This is a genomic window from Novosphingobium sp. PC22D (assembly GCF_002556635.1).
In the GTDB taxonomy this organism is placed as follows: domain Bacteria; phylum Pseudomonadota; class Alphaproteobacteria; order Sphingomonadales; family Sphingomonadaceae; genus Novosphingobium.
On sequence record NZ_MWMO01000006.1, the window covers coordinates 198414 to 212400 of the forward strand.

At 63.2% G+C, this 13987-nt stretch carries 18 protein-coding genes and 1 pseudogene; 13 read left to right on the forward strand and 6 right to left on the reverse strand.

Annotation, left to right across the window (positions count from 1 at the left end):
* The first annotated feature begins 155 nt into the window (after window positions 1-155).
* The 3 genes from B2G71_RS11885 to B2G71_RS11895 all read left to right on the forward strand — a co-directional run bounded on the left by B2G71_RS11885 (window position 156) and on the right by B2G71_RS11895 (window position 2067).
* Window positions 156-845, forward strand: a complete 690-nt coding sequence (locus B2G71_RS11885) for a hypothetical protein (protein ID WP_206049385.1) — start codon at window positions 156-158, stop codon at window positions 843-845.
* 137 nt (window positions 846-982) lie between these two features.
* Window positions 983-1423: a hypothetical protein gene (locus B2G71_RS11890; protein WP_098105978.1), complete on the forward strand. Its 441-nt coding sequence runs from the start codon at window positions 983-985 to the stop codon at window positions 1421-1423.
* Between the two features lie 140 nt (window positions 1424-1563).
* Window positions 1564-2067 (forward strand): hypothetical protein, encoded by a 504-nt coding sequence (locus B2G71_RS11895; protein ID WP_098105979.1) that lies wholly within the window; start codon window positions 1564-1566, stop codon window positions 2065-2067.
* A 7-nt stretch (window positions 2068-2074) separates the two neighbouring features.
* On the opposite strand, the gene B2G71_RS11900 is transcribed toward B2G71_RS11895, so the two are convergent.
* Window positions 2075-3313, reverse strand: a complete 1239-nt coding sequence (locus B2G71_RS11900; RefSeq protein ID WP_098105980.1) for a DUF1173 domain-containing protein — start codon at window positions 3311-3313, stop codon at window positions 2075-2077.
* 183 nt (window positions 3314-3496) lie between these two features.
* The gene (locus B2G71_RS11905) at window positions 3497-3691 is read right to left on the reverse strand and encodes a hypothetical protein (RefSeq protein WP_098105981.1); all 195 of its coding nucleotides are present in this window, start codon (window positions 3689-3691) and stop codon (window positions 3497-3499) included.
* 1015 nt (window positions 3692-4706) lie between these two features.
* Here B2G71_RS11905 and B2G71_RS11910 point away from each other — a divergent pair.
* Both B2G71_RS11910 and B2G71_RS11915 read left to right on the forward strand, forming a co-directional pair.
* Entirely contained in the window at window positions 4707-5042 is a 336-nt protein-coding gene (locus tag B2G71_RS11910; protein ID WP_098105982.1) for a single-stranded DNA-binding protein, read from the forward strand.
* Between the two features lie 455 nt (window positions 5043-5497).
* On the forward strand, window positions 5498-6070 hold the full coding sequence (locus B2G71_RS11915) for a hypothetical protein (RefSeq protein ID WP_098105983.1): 573 nt from the start codon (window positions 5498-5500) through the stop codon (window positions 6068-6070).
* A 12-nt stretch (window positions 6071-6082) separates the two neighbouring features.
* Here the strand turns inward: B2G71_RS11915 and B2G71_RS11920 are convergent, their stop codons facing one another.
* A complete protein-coding gene (locus tag B2G71_RS11920; protein ID WP_098105984.1) occupies window positions 6083-6505 on the reverse strand; it encodes a putative toxin-antitoxin system toxin component, PIN family in 423 nt (140 codons plus the stop codon).
* 33 nt (window positions 6506-6538) lie between these two features.
* Window positions 6539-6781: a ribbon-helix-helix domain-containing protein gene (locus B2G71_RS11925; RefSeq protein WP_098105985.1), complete on the reverse strand. Its 243-nt coding sequence runs from the start codon at window positions 6779-6781 to the stop codon at window positions 6539-6541.
* A gap of 441 nt (window positions 6782-7222) precedes the next feature.
* On the opposite strand from B2G71_RS11925, the gene B2G71_RS11930 reads away from it, so the two are divergent.
* From B2G71_RS11930 to B2G71_RS11945, 4 genes are all read left to right on the forward strand, one after another.
* Window positions 7223-7468: an AbrB/MazE/SpoVT family DNA-binding domain-containing protein gene (locus B2G71_RS11930; protein ID WP_098105986.1), complete on the forward strand. Its 246-nt coding sequence runs from the start codon at window positions 7223-7225 to the stop codon at window positions 7466-7468.
* Window positions 7465-7854, forward strand: coding sequence for a type II toxin-antitoxin system VapC family toxin (locus tag B2G71_RS11935; protein ID WP_098105987.1), 390 nt, complete (start codon window positions 7465-7467; stop codon window positions 7852-7854). The genes B2G71_RS11930 and B2G71_RS11935 overlap by 4 nt, the downstream gene beginning before the upstream one ends.
* A 115-nt stretch (window positions 7855-7969) precedes the next feature.
* Window positions 7970-9064: an ImmA/IrrE family metallo-endopeptidase gene (locus B2G71_RS11940; protein ID WP_240530128.1), complete on the forward strand. Its 1095-nt coding sequence runs from the start codon at window positions 7970-7972 to the stop codon at window positions 9062-9064.
* Window positions 9061-9558 carry a DUF4411 family protein gene (locus B2G71_RS11945; protein ID WP_098105989.1) on the forward strand — a complete coding sequence of 166 codons (498 nt, stop codon included), beginning with the start codon at window positions 9061-9063 and terminating at the stop codon, window positions 9556-9558. Before B2G71_RS11940 ends, B2G71_RS11945 begins: the two co-directional genes overlap by 4 nt.
* Before the next feature lie 135 nt (window positions 9559-9693).
* On the opposite strand, the gene B2G71_RS11950 is transcribed toward B2G71_RS11945, so the two are convergent.
* Window positions 9694-9963, reverse strand: a complete 270-nt coding sequence (locus tag B2G71_RS11950) for a hypothetical protein (protein ID WP_098105990.1) — start codon at window positions 9961-9963, stop codon at window positions 9694-9696.
* A 634-nt stretch (window positions 9964-10597) separates the two neighbouring features.
* On the opposite strand from B2G71_RS11950, the gene B2G71_RS11955 reads away from it, so the two are divergent.
* Together B2G71_RS11955 and B2G71_RS11960 are read left to right on the forward strand one after the other, a co-directional pair.
* Window positions 10598-11641, forward strand: coding sequence for a DUF2493 domain-containing protein (locus B2G71_RS11955; protein WP_098105991.1), 1044 nt, complete (start codon window positions 10598-10600; stop codon window positions 11639-11641).
* 414 nt (window positions 11642-12055) lie between these two features.
* On the forward strand, window positions 12056-12367 hold the full coding sequence (locus B2G71_RS11960; protein ID WP_098105992.1) for a hypothetical protein: 312 nt from the start codon (window positions 12056-12058) through the stop codon (window positions 12365-12367).
* Window positions 12368-12527: 160 nt separating this feature from the next.
* Here the strand turns inward: B2G71_RS11960 and B2G71_RS24510 are convergent, their stop codons facing one another.
* Window positions 12528-12893 carry a hypothetical protein gene (locus tag B2G71_RS24510; protein WP_240530129.1) on the reverse strand — a complete coding sequence of 122 codons (366 nt, stop codon included), beginning with the start codon at window positions 12891-12893 and terminating at the stop codon, window positions 12528-12530.
* 333 nt (window positions 12894-13226) lie between these two features.
* Between B2G71_RS24510 and B2G71_RS11970 the strand changes: the two genes are divergently transcribed.
* Both B2G71_RS11970 and B2G71_RS11975 read left to right on the forward strand, forming a co-directional pair.
* Window positions 13227-13517, forward strand: coding sequence for a ribbon-helix-helix protein, CopG family (locus B2G71_RS11970; protein WP_098105993.1), 291 nt, complete (start codon window positions 13227-13229; stop codon window positions 13515-13517).
* Window positions 13504-13987 (forward strand): annotated as a pseudogene (locus tag B2G71_RS11975) (conjugal transfer protein TraD); the annotation flags it as partial. The gene B2G71_RS11970 and the pseudogene B2G71_RS11975, both read left to right, overlap by 14 nt.

Consider the following 13987-nt stretch of genomic DNA (forward strand, 5'->3'; position numbering starts at 1 on the left):
CATTCGCAAAGGCTGAACCTACGACCGCTTCCGACAGATTGATCCCGGGCAGTCAATGGCTACAATGTTGGCGTAACCTTCCATTCCAAATTCCGCTGAATTACCTGATAACTCCCCGGATGACTCCCCTTCACAAGCCATCTGATCCCGCGGCCTTGAAGCGCCTGTCGCCGATGTTGAGGGCGGTGTGCCTGACCCTCGACTACATCGAAGCAAGCGGCCCGATCGGCTTGACGCCATCGCGCGCCTTCAAGCGCTATTTCGTCGAATGGGCGGCGGAGACGTTCGCATGGCCGGGGTACACGACCGAAGACCTCTACGCCGTCAACAAGGTCCTCAACGAAGACGACTTCCCGCCGCTGGCGATCATGCACGAGCTGTTGCTGAGCACCAGGCTCGCGCGGCACAGACAGGGCGCTTTGCACATGACCCGGCTTGCGCGACAATTGCGCTTAGACACTTCCGCATTGTGGACACTGCCCGCCCCGCAATTGCTCTTCGCCACCGATCACACCGGCTACACCCGTTTCGGCGACCGGCCCTTTGGTAACTGGGACATCTTCCTCAATGTCATCAACGTCGAGGCGCAGGGCGGATTGAACAAGGATCGGTTGTGCGAGGTGCTCTATGGGCCCGACAAGTCCGATGGCCTGCATGACGCGGTCCGCACAAGGGCCGCCTTGTTCATCCACGTGCTGCGCCCGTTGTGCTGGATGGGCCTGCTCGAAGAGGTTCGCTCAGGCGAGGGGTTTGAGCGCGAGGAGCACTTCTTCAAGACCGCAGTCTGGCCCGACGCCTTGAAGCTCGACACCGATGTGCATCTGAACCCCATCACGCAGCACTGACCTTTCGGGGCGCCGTGTCCTGCGGCTGGCGCCGCATGCCGGAGAGGCTAGCCATCGGCCATCCCCTCCCTGAACCGGACAAGGAGGGGGAGGGGGGTCTTCTCGGTCGGATCAACCGAACGTGAAAGGACCCGGCCATGGGCGACAGAGCCCCAGTTCACATCACCATCGGTGGCACGATGCCGCGCGAGGCCCTTGCCGAATTCGCAGGCATTGCCGACAGCTACGACCTGCGGGTCGAATGGGACGGCGAGCCGTTCGATCCGGCGGCGATCGGCGCGGGTGAACCGCTCGAGCTTTATGGCACCGAGCTCAACGGCGGGCTGATTCCTGACATTGACGATTTCTGCATTCGGCACGGCCTCGTGTTCCGTCGCTGGTCAGGAGGATGTTTGGGCGCATTCCTGCCCGAGATTGTCGTCTTCGACGGATCGGGACCCATGCGCGATTACACGGCAAGCGAGGATGAATACCTCCTCTTCCCGCCGTCCTGGATCAGGAGCTTTACGCGGCTGCGCGAGCTGAAGCGCGCGATGGCGCGCGCCGAGATCACGGTCCCGCCGCTGGTCATCGCCTGACCGGCACGCGCTGCTGACCGCTCGCGGCTGGCACCGCCACGCCGCCGCATTTCCTCCCATCCGGACCGCTGGCTCCCTTGATCCTCGCACTTCCTGCTGCGGAGCAGGGGGCCGTCCGGCTTTGCCACGAGGACATTGCCATGCCTCCTGTCCGGCTCACGCTCGAGCTTGCCTGCACCCGCGAGGAAGCCGCACGCTTCGTCGCCGTGCTCGTCTTCCTCCATGACCTTGCCACCGACCCCGCAGCGCAGCCGGATCCCGAGCTCGACGGTCTGTTCGGCCCTCAGGCGCGCGACACGATCCTCGGGATCGTCGGCCACCCGCTGCCGCTCGGGCTCAATGCCCGCTACGATCATGCCGCAGGCCAGCTTGTCATCGCCGACGAGGAGGGTGCGCCAAACCTTGCGGCATTGCCGGTGCTGCTGCTCTGGCTCTATCCCGACAAGCTGCCGCTGGCATGGTCGGTCCATATGGATGGACATCCCGACGAGGCGGTCTGGACCATCGTCAGTCTCGACCGCATCGAGGTTCTCGTCGATCCCGCCCGGGTCGAAGCGCGGCTCGCCGCCCTTCGGGCCGCTCCGCCAGGCGGACGCCGTTTCGACCTCCATCCGCGCCGCGGACCGGGCGGCAAGCCCGACTGATTGCGCCTCAGGCGAGCGCCTGCTCCCGCCTTGGCGCTGGCTCCCGGCGTGGCCGGGCGACGCGTTGGGGCAGGGCTTCGCCTTCCTTCCAGAACACATGGGCCACACCCTCACTCGCGAGCAGCGCCTCGAGCGGTTCGCCGGCCTCGGTGTCGCGGTCATGGATATGGATCGCGGTGGCCTGCTCGCCGGTGTCCTTGAGCACCAGGCTCGCGATTGGCGCCTCGGCATCGAGATTGACGCGCAGGCCCTTCACGAACCGGCGCTTGTCGGTGACCGCGCGGGCAATGAGGTAGCGCTCGTCGCTGGTCTCGTAGGGCATCCATTCGCCGGTCACCGGCATCAGTGCGACCTCGACCAGATCGAAAGTGCCCTGTCGGCGGCGCGCGAACGAGCCTGCAATGACGAGATGGCCATCGCTGCCTCTGGCGCGGTCCTGTGCCTGCCACAGCGCCAGTTCGCCCGCGAACCGCTTGTGGAACCGCCGGGCCATGTCCGGGTTCATTACGAAGGGCATGTCGCCCACGTGGCGCAGCACGATGCGCTCGGCGCCATGGGCGGGCACGATCTCCTTGATCTCGCCGATCACCACCATCATTTCGTCGGGTGAGCGGTAGACCCGCTCGAGCGCCGCGCGGCGGCGGGCGCGGATGTCCTCCTTGTCCTCGAGCCGGAAGGTCTCAGGGACGAACAGCATATGGGGCAGCGCCTCCTGCTTCGTCTTGCAGCCGGTGGCGGCTTCGACAAGCGCGCGGCGCACGACGAACCAGCTACGCTTGCCCGCCATCTTCGGATGCCAGTGGGTGAGCTCAGCGCGGTCCCACAGCACATGCAGCAGCCCGCGCATGGTGAGCTTCTGCCCGGTCGATTTGACCGTCGGCTTGTCGTTGGTGAGCGCAGCGGGCGCAAGCCGTGCCGCACCGCGCGAGAGCGGGAACCCAAGCTTGAGGCTGGTCTCGCCGCTCTTCTCGTCGTCGATCACGGCGCTTCCGCGCACCTGGCCCATGCCGGTGAGGTGATCGGGGGCCTCGTAGTGATCGCAGGCCGTTGCATGGCGCGCGCCCGAGCCCGGCCAGCGCGCGAGCACGTAGCGGTCATTGCGATGGGCTATGTAGAGCGGCAGTTCGCATCCCGGCCGGCATTCGCACAGGACCGGCATCTTGCGTGCGTAGGCTTCGGCCAGAAGGGGCTGCAGGCGTTCTCCCTCGGGAATGACTTGCCCGAGCACACGGTATCGCTGGATCATGGGTGGTGTCTCCAATTCCTCGCGATCGACGCTGCCCGTTCGACCTCTCGCGCATCTCCTTTGTCGGTTATGCGAGGCCCCGCATGGACCCGCAGGGTTCAGTCTATGCCCGCCCTGGCCTGCCGGCAAGCCCGGTGAACCGCGCCTGCGGCAGTGCCATTGAGGGATTCGGTGACTGCCGGTTCACGCGTTGTCCGCGTCACCGCCTTCGGCCTTGAGGCTGTCGATCACGCCTTCGGCGAGCCCCAAACACAGCGCAGCTTCGTCGCGGTCCAGTTCAATGCGCTCCGCCGATAGATCGACGAGCTTTGCGCCGAGCACCCTGGCTACGGCCTCGGCGACCTGAAGAGCGCTGGGCATGGAAGGATCGCTTGCCATCAGTTTCACTCCAGTCGGGCCCCAATGCGGGGAATCGCCACCGGGGTACTTCCCAGTCTGCAGCAATCTATCCCTTGCCCGCCAGGGCGTCGAGCCTGACGCGGGGGCACTTCCTGGGGCTCCTGCGGTGCAGCGGCTCCGCAGGAGCGGAATGCGAAGCGGGAGATATTGTGGTCTGGCTGCTGATGTCGTGGATGTGGATCAAGACAGGGCAGGGGGAGGGGCACCCCAAGCCCGCGCCCCGCGCGGGCTTGGGGCGACCCGCTCTACTCGCTAGGGCGCGCGTCGACGCTGGCGCGCCGCCGCCCGCCCAAGCTCGCCGGCATGGATGCCGGCCCTGCGGGTTACGATCGGGGCCAGGGGGGCGTGGGGCAGTCGTGACCCTTTGTCTCGCTGGTTTGATGCCGGGGAGGGGGCCTGCTTTCAGCAGCGGTGCTGCCGGGAGCTATGCCGCCGTTACTGGCTTCATGGGAGTGCCTCTGACGAGTACCCCTACGGCGTGATGCTTCTTCGAACTGTTCCGCTGTCGATTTGTCGGCATGCAGGCTTCTGGTCGGACCGCCCAGTCAGTCCTTCGATGCGACATCGGCCTGCCGCCCGTGCAAAGTCGACGGGAAGTGGTGAGGGCTTTGGCCGCACCGATCATTACTCCCGTGCGCCTCGCCAGGCCGATACAAGCGACCACGCTGCCATGAATCATCCTGTCCACATGGGGGCAGGGGCAGGCAAGAGCGTGCCCGATCAGAAACGAAACTGCATGTCTGTCATCCAACCTGCCTGAACTGGCGCAACCCGCCCTTTGCATGCCGATGAACCCTGCGGCGCCCGTCCCGGCCGGCAACCGGAAAAGCAGCGGACCGTGAAGCCCTGGCGGGCTTGCCGCACCACTCCTCGCTTTTGCCGGTTTCCCTCACGCCCGCGTGATTCTTGGCGCTCGGTGCAGCCCGGGCCTTTGCGCGCCGCCGATCGTGTTCATCGGCGGGCGGTTCCGCCGAATTCAAGCAGGAGAAAACCCATGAAGAACCTCGTCATCCTGATCGGCCGCATCGCCAGCCAGCCCGAAACCCGCCGTGCCGGCGAGACCGAAATCACCGGCTTCACGCTGGTCACCGATCGCCCGAAGCTGGTCGATGGCAAGACGGTCAAGAACGAAGCGGGCTACACCGAAACCCTCGCAGAATTTCACCGCATCACCGCCTTCAACGGGCTCGGGGCCTCGGTCGCCAGGCACAAGAAGAAAGGCGATCTGGTCGAAGTCCAGGGCCGCCTCCACTACTCGAAGTGGACCGACAAGGAAGGCATCGAGCGCTACGCGGTCGAGATCGTCGCCGAGGAAGTCCTGTTCCTCTGACGCCGGGCCGCGAGGCGGCGCTGTCCATCGGGCAGCGCCGCTTCACCTCTGTGCGCAATAGTCAACGCCGCGCGACGTTTTCGCACTTGCAGCATTGCAGGGTGCAACCCATATTGGCGGTGCCTTTCAGGCATCCTCTCCCAAACTTTCCACGGGGGCTGGCGCAAGCTGGCCCCTTTTTTCTTGGCCAGCGGGCCCGGCGAGACCAGCGCTGTCATTCGTGACACTTTGCCCGCGGATAGAGTGTCAGGTTCGCGAGGGGCTGGCGGGCATTCCTGACGGATGAACCCCTTTTTGGCCAATTCTGTCGGTTATTCGGGATAGACTGGGCGAGGGCGGGGATGGCTCATCCAGCCGCCATGCGCAGCCCCGGGCAAAGTGTCACAAGCGACAAACGACATATTCCGGTTCAAGGGGGATTCACAGGATTCACCTTTTGTGCTCAATACTGATCCATGGAACGACTGGCACAGATCTCAGGCGTCGGAGGCATCTACGCGGTCCTGGCCGAGGCATCGAACCGGCCGCGCTATGCCTTCCTGGTTCTTCAACTCATCGCTGAAATTGCCGACGGGCGAGGGCAGGCGGGTCCGTTCGTGGCCGGCCCGCCGAGCGCCGGGGAAGGGGAGCCGGTCCTGCTACGCGACTGGCTGTGCACCCAGCTCCTGCCGATGAGCGAGCAACCCGCGCGACGCGCCGCGCTGCGCGAGCGCGTCGAGGCGGGCCTCAAGGATGAGTTGACCGGCAGGCCGGAGATCGACGATCCGCATATCGAGGCCGCGGTCGAGGAACAGGTGCTCTCGGTCGGCCGCGCCAATGTCAGCCGGGCGACGTCCGATCTCGTGCGCGCCGGGCTCGTCACGCGCCACTACGCGGGCTACGCCACCAATCACAAGAACCGCGGCGGCGGGCGCCATGCGGTCTATGTGGTCAAGCCCGCAGTGCTGCGCCTGCTGCGCAGGCCCGCAGCGGCGCCGGCGGTTTCGGCGTCGCGGATGCCGCGCCAGGGTGAGCTGTTTGCGGCTTAACGCCTGAGCCGTTCAACCAATTGCCTGACCCAAAAGACCAAGAAGGTTTCGCACCGTGACGATGTGCGTTCGCCCATGGCGTTGCAGGCTCAACAGGTCCGCCTTGTCGCCCGTCACGAGGTAATCTGCTTCGCCGACTTGCGCCATTGCCAGCAAGTAGTTGTCCCAGGGATCGCGTGAGACATCAACGCTCGGCAGGTTCTCGATCATTTCCGCAAGCCCGCTCAGCTCATTGACGAGCCGCCCGGCCAGGGCAGGGGAAAGGCGTGCGCGAATCTTCGGATAGCGAGTGACCCGCCGCAATTCTTCGAGCTGATCGGCGCTGGACAGCAGCCGGAAGCGTGCTTGCCGCCAATGCCCCAGCAACCGGCCAGGCGGCGCGCTTTCGGAAAGCAGTGCGCTCACTAGAACGTTGGTATCGATGATGACGCGCAATCTGGTGATCCCAGGCGATCAGGTTGCTGAGGATCAGTTGGAGCGCGCGGCCGCCACGGCCTCGTCGATCAAAACGTCGAGTTCTGCGGGGTCGGTGTCCGCAAAGGCTGCGCGGGCCTCGTTGACCGTGAGATCGAACAGACGCCATTTCACGGCATCTTCGATGAACTTCGACAAGTCGCCCTTCTTCATGCCGCGCTGGGCAAGGTATGTGCGCAGGTCGATATCCGTGCGGCTATCGACATTGACGGTCCATCGTGTGACTTCTTCGCCCATGGTTTGGTCCTCTTGAAGAGATAGGCGTATAACAGGATAAGCGCTTAAGCGCAATTTGTGCCGAGCCGAGCAAGGCGGTGCGGCCACGTGTTGAAATGGCGAACAGGAAGGCCAGGAAATCGATGACAAAGGCGCCGCGGAACTCACGCCCGATCGAAACATCTGCGCTCCTCAAGCTTCTCGCAATGGCGCGCAACGATATGTCCGCAGGACGGGTTCAGCCACTCGATGGGCTCAAAGAACGCATCCGTGCTCGCAGCGAAACATCGCAGGCGATCACCTAACCCATTGGTATTATTTAACATAAGATATGTTATCAATTCGGACTGTTGTGGCGCGCCGGCAAGATCGTGACACAGGGGTGATTTTATGGCATAGATCTCGCAAAATGCCCTATGAGTGCAATCTGGCACCGTTTGCGGGCTGATAAGGAGCAGCGCCATGACGGTGCAAGTGACGATCACTCCCAATGGCCGGATGAGCCTTCCGGCCGATATCCGCAAGCGCCTCGGCCTTGCTGGCGGCGGCGCGTTGCTCGTCGAGGAAACCGAAGACGGTGTGATCTTGAGAACTGTCGCGCAGTCGATCGCGCACGCACAGGCTCTGGCGAAGAAATATGCCGGAGAAAATGCCGAAGCTTCGGTCGACGCTTTTCTCGCCCGTCGGCGTGAGGAATCGGGCGAATGAGCGATGTCGTGCTCGACGCATCGGCTTTGCTCGCCCTGCTCCGTGACGAGCCGGGCGCGGGCAAGGTTGCTGAAACCATCGCAGACGCGCGGATGTCGAGCGTCAATTACGCCGAGGTCGTCAGCCACTTCATTCACGTAGGCATGCCAGCCGATCAGGTCGACGACATGCTGAGGCCTTTGCCGATGGCGATCGTCGAAGCCGATCAGGCGCTTGCCACGATTGCCGGACGGCTACGCGCGGCGACGGCTGAGGCAGGCCTGTCGCTTGGCGATCGCTTTTGCCTGGCGCTCGCGCATCGTGACGCACTTCCCGCCCTCACTGCCGACAAGCAGTGGCGCACGGTCGCCGACGCTGCCGGCGTAACCGTCGCGGTCATCAGGTGATCCGATGCAATCCGATGCCGCCTTGCGGTGGCCTCCGATGCAGGACTACTAAGTCACTATGACGCGGGCGCCAGTTCATCCAGTGCTTTTCACATGGGCGCGAGAGCGTGCCGGCTTGAGCGTTGAGGATCTGGATCACCGCTTCCCAAAACTGGCATTGTGGGAATCTGGTGAGGCTCAACCCACGATCAAGCAGCTGCAATCCTTCGCTGCTGCAGTACATGTCCCGGTAGGTTACCTCTTTTTGCCTGCTCCCCCACAGGAACAACTGCCTATTCCGGATTTTCGGACCATTGACGGTCGCGGTGTGCACCGCCCGAGCCCAAACCTCATCGACATGGTCTACGTGTGCCAGGAACGGCAGGGTTGGTTCAAGGACTATGCCCGGACGGTGCGTCTGCCTGAACTGGCGTTCGTCGGCAGCGCCAAGCTGAACGAGCGACCCGCTGCAGTCGCCGCTCGCATGGCCGAGGCACTGGCATTCGATCTTGAAGCGCGAGCGGCTTGCCGAACCTGGGAAGACGCCTTGCGCCTGTTCATCGGGCACGCTGATAGCATCGGGGCGTTGGTCATGGTTAGCGGAGTTGTTCTGAGCAACAACAACCGGCGACTCGACCCTGAGGAATTCCGAGGCTTTGCCCTCGCCGATCCCCAGGCACCGCTTGTTTTCATCAACGGCTCTGACAGCAAGTCTGCGCAGATGTTCACGCTTGCCCACGAGTTGGCGCACCTCTGGCTCGGCGCTTCTGCCATCTCCAATGCCAGTGCCGCACCGGTCGCTGGATTTCGACGCGAGGAAGTCTGGTGTAATGCCGTTGCCGCAGAACTTCTCGTTCCGCTGGCTGTGCTGCGCGCCGATCTGGTTGCAGACGAACCGCTCGAGAATGCAATCTCCCGTCTTACACGCCGATACAAGGTTAGCAGTCTCGTCATCCTGCGACGTCTGCTTGATGCGAATTGGTTGACGCGGGACGCGTTCGATGCTGCCTGGGCGGCAGAGCGAGCGCGGTTGCGCGCTATTGCGGAGCGGGGCGGCGGCGGCAATTTCTATCGCACAACCCTTTCGCGCGTCAGTCGGCGCTTTGCGCGCGCGCTCGTTGAAAGCACACTTGAAGGACAAACCCTCTATCGCGATGCCTTTCGTATGCTGGGTGTCGCCAAGACTGAGACATTCAACAATATCGGCCAAGAAGTGGGGGTGTTGCCTTGAGCCGCTACCTCCTGGACGCCAATGTCTTCATCCAGGGCAAGAACCTTCACTACGGTTTCGACTTCTGCCCGGCCTTCTGGGACTGGCTCGTCGAGCAAAATCAAGCGGGCGTTGTCGCAAGCATCGAGAAAGTCAGTGACGAATTGGTAGGCGCGGGCGACGAACTTGCCGACTGGGCAACCGCGCGAGGCCGGCCGTTCTTTCTCGCCCCGGATGATGCGGTCTTGCCTGCCCTGGGCGAAGTGTCAGCCTGGGCGACGGGACAGAATTACGAACCAGCTGCAATCGCCACCTTCCTCCAGGTTGCAGACTACTGGCTTATCGCCCACGCAAAGGCTCACGAATTTATCGTGGTGACCCACGAGGTGCCTTCGGAGTCGGTACGCAAGATAAAGATCCCGAATGCGTGTATTGGGCTCGGGATAACCTGCGTTTCACCATATGAGATGCTGCGCCGCGAGCATGCCCGCTTCATCCTTGGTGTAGCTGCCTAGATATCGCAATTATGCCGTTATGCTGACCACGTCGCATTGGTGACCCACCTGGAATACGGCGTTTACCCTGCTAAACCCGACAATCCTTCGAATGCAGGGTAAATCCGCGTCAAACGCGATCTGCACCGTATGCAATCAATTGTCCTCGCCGGCATTTACCTCATCGAGCAGATCCATGAACCGGCGTGCCGCATCGCGGTCGCCAGCGTCCTCGAAGGCCGTATCGAGGTCCGGTGCAGCACCCAGCATGTAGAGCAGCGACCACATTGCGAACCTGCGGCCCTTGTCGGTCTCCAGCCCGAACTCGACCTGCATGCGCTCGATGCCGCTTGCCATCGCTTCGGGGGAAACATTCCCGAGGTCGTCTGTCCCGAAGAACCGCCGCATCTGATCGTCAAATTCCATGCGTCTGCTTCGTCAAAGTGGAGCGGCCCTGTCAATACGGACGCACTCGGTCCCGCGCGCCTGTCGCCGCGCTCCTGCGGGTGCGGTGCTTCCCGCATTGGGCCGCCGGCACTCTTGCCTCCGGCACCGTCGCCGTCCCGCACCCGTGACAAGCACGGGGCCCGCGCGACGACTGACTTGCTCCGGCAAGGGGTCCGTCCCTTGTTGCTGGCCGCGCCGTCGTCGGCGCTGGCCAGGGCGATCCCGCCTGCCTTCCCCGAGCGGGCACATAGGTGCCCTGCGGGGAGGCCTGAAATGCGGGTCGCAGTCGATGCGGTGTTTTGCCGTTCACCCCGAACGCGCGCGCGGTTCGGGGGCAAAACCTTCCCACTCTCTCATCTCGGTGGCCGAGCGAAATCGGCATCGCCAAAGCATGACGCCTGGGAGCTGGCGGCCGTCAAGGATCGCGGGTGCCCCCCGATTTTGCGTGCCCTGCGGCATGCGCCTTGTGCGCCACAAAACCGGCTCCCCCCACGCCCGCTGCTCGCGGCGGCGTGGCCCAAGCCCCGCCGTCCTGTGACTGCCTGACTCCGGCGTCCTTCAAGGCTCATCTTTCATCGCGGTGATGAGAGAGACAGATCCTTCGGAGGACATCATGACGACACGTTTCTCGAACTTTTCAGACCTTGCCGAACACTATGCGCGAGAGATCGCAACGCCCGACTATGCCCGCGCCTTCATGGAACAGACCGAGCTCTCCCGGCTCTCGGTCGCAGACGAACCCAGCTCGGCTGAAATGCCCGATCCGGATGCCGCACAGGCCGCAATCGAGATGATGCTGGCAACGGTCTTCGACCTGTTTCGCGACACCCGCATGGAGGACTTCGCCAGCGAAGTCGCCTGGGGCGTGGCCAACAGCTTTCATGTGGTGGCCAAGCGCCTCGATGATCGCGAGGATGCCATGGCGAAAAAGCTCCAGGAGAAGCTTCGCGAATACGATCCGTCCGAGGTCTACGCCACCGACGTCGAGGACCTCACCATGCAGGCCAGGAGCCTTGCCGAATGCCGCGACGCGATGGAGTGCATGCGCGACCATGCCGCCTCGATCTATCTTGTCGAAACCGGCCGTCCCTTCTCGCCGGTGCGCGGTTCGCGGGTCTCATGCAAGAGCAATGCCTCGATGATCGAAGCGCGCGATTACCTTGCCTCGCAGCGCGCACAACGCCGCGAGCAGTTCGCGCCTTCGGGGCCGGTCGTGGTGTTCTCGGGCGGACAGCAATTTGCCGACATCGGCCAGGTGCACGATTATCTCGATGCGGTGCACGAACGCATACCCTCGATGGTGCTGGCGACCACCGCGCAGAACAAGGGCGCCGATGTCATCGCCGCCTCCTGGGCATCGCGTCAGGGCGTGCCTGTGATCCTGTGCAAGCCCGATGCATCGCGCGGCGCTTCCGCACCCTATCAGCGTAATGCACGGATGCTCGCGTTCAAGCCGGTCGAGGCGATCGTCTGCAGCGGCGGCGGCATCCAGGCGAACCTTGCCGACCGGCTGCGCGAGGCACGTATTCCCTTGCACATCGTGCGCGAGGCGGGTGCCGATAATGAACCCGTTCAGCGCCAGGCAAAGGCTGCAGCGCACGGCGGCCAGCAAGCCGCAAAGCGGGTCGCCAATGGAGACGATCTCCCGCCGTTCTGAGCGGCCCGGAATTGCACCAACGGTTCTCGCAAAAGGGTGTCCGGCTTCACCGCCGGATGCCCTTTTTTTCTGCCCGCTGGAAGCTCTCCCCTGCCCGGCTCGCTCGCATGCTGGCCCCGCCAGTGACGGCCCATGGCCTGCTGGCGGGACGGCATGGCTCGCATCGGCCGGGCTGGATGGATAGGGGGTATTCCTTCTCGCAGACTTCCAAGCATGATGACCGCCATTGGCACGCGTCAAGAAGGGCGGTTCCCCCAATTTTCACGGGCCCCTGCGGCTACGCCTTGAACCCGAAAAAATCGGCTCCCCCACCCCCGCTGGCGCGGCGGTCCTGCGGCCCGTTCCGTGACCCGCGCCAAGCGCGATCATCCTGCCTCGAGACCTCTTTTCAACGTCTCTCAAGAGGAGGTTTTCATGAACGCTCTCGTTTCCCGTTTCGAAATTCCGGAATTCGATCACTTTGGTTACGACGCTGCCATTCGCACCGCAACCATGCGCGCCGCGCACAGCTTCTTCGACTGCCACGTGATCGAGGACGAAGACGGGTCGTTCCGCGTCATCGAGGAAGGCGACTACAACGCGCTGCCGATGCACCTCATCGACCGGATCGTCCATACGGTCCAGGGCCAGATGGCCGACGACTTCGACGAGGAGAACATTGCTCGCGCCGCCAGCTTCATGAGCGTTCTGATGGACGCCGACTGGGACGATGACTGTCCGTTCTGACGGGCCATTATTCCAACGGGCCGGAGGGATCCGATGTGGGTCTCTCCGGCCTCTTCTTTTGCAGGATGCTAAGCGCCGCCGGGCACCCCCTTCTGCCTGCAGTGGCAGGCAGCGAAATTTGGGAGTACCCGGCGACGCTGGTCTCTTGCCGAGACCGGTTTCAGCTTGCCGACAAGCGCTTTTCCGCCTCGTCGAGCCCGAGCTTGCCGAGCGCTGCAAAGAACGCTTCGACCCGCTCGAACGGCGCCTTGCCAAGCGGGCTCTTGCGCATCAGCTCGATGCTCGCCTTTTGCTCGTTATCGCGCAGTTTCGCTTCGCGCGCCGCCAGCGCGTCGCGATCCTTTGCGATGGCTCGACGTTCGGCTTCAAGGCTTCCTTTTCTGGCCATGATCATACTCCTGGGTGGTGCTGAAACCTCCCGCGCGCGAACCTTGCCCGGGCATGCGCCCCTGGCAAGCCTTCTCGCATCGCCAGGTGCAAATTCGTAACCAATTGGCGAAGTAAAATACACCGGCGTCAGCGCCATATCGTGCCATGAAGGCCCTTCCCCATACCCTCGTAAATCCAGACAACTCCGCGAGCGACGGCATGGGTGGGATTGATTGGGAAAGTAGCAGACCGTACACTGCGGTGCAGTCTGATGATTGGCAGAAACCGGTATGTTTACGCCAGGTGCATCTTGTATTCGTCCGTATTACATTTTGGCCCTAAGCATCCGGATCGGCAGATCTGCGTCATTTCGGACGTCATACGGTGTGATACGTGAAAGGCCCCTGACCTTTCGCTTGCCACCCTCCCGGCGATAGCCTAGATTCCTCCTCGCGCAATTCCCGCCAGGCCCTTTTCGAAGGGGTTGGCGATGACAGATACGGTTCTGATTTCGGTGCGGCTGCCGCAGCCGATTGCCGAGGCGGCAAAGGCCGTCGCCGAAGCGCAAAAGACTTCCCGATCCAATCTCGTGCGAATCGCTCTTGAGCATTTTCTCGAAGGCGTCGCGGGAGCTTCCGAACTCGACCGGCGGCGGCAGTTCTCGCTCGAGTATCTCTTCCTCGCGCTCGACCTCATCATCCAGCGCCAATACGCCGATGTACATGGCGAACTACTCGCCGAAGCCGAGGCCCGGATGGAGGCGCTTTGTGGCGCGGCCTGACACCTGGTCCGACCGCCGCCGCCCGGGCAAGCTTCAGCACCATTCGGCGCGCGGCAACATGCCGCGCAATGCCGGTGATTTCACGCGCGGATCGCAGCTCATCACCCACGAATTCCTGATGTGGTTCGCCTCCGCGCGGCTGCCGTTTCTCGTCTGGTTCTTCACCTTCCTCGCAGTGCTTTCGGTGGTCCTGGCGCTGCGGCTTCACGAACACGAAATTCAGATGATTGGCATGCGGATCTATGCTGCCGGATGGCAGTTCATGGAGTTCTCCAATGCCAAGGTGATCAACCTCACCCTGCCCTCGGGAGAGGTCATTCCCGCACCCATCGGTATGGTCGCCTCGCACCCCGATGTCGTCGTCGCCTGGGAGAGGATGATGCGCGCGATATGGGGCTCGCTGTTTATCTCACTTTTCGTCGCCGTGCCGATTGCGGTGTGGTTCGTCGACTTCTCCCGGCGGCGCGGAA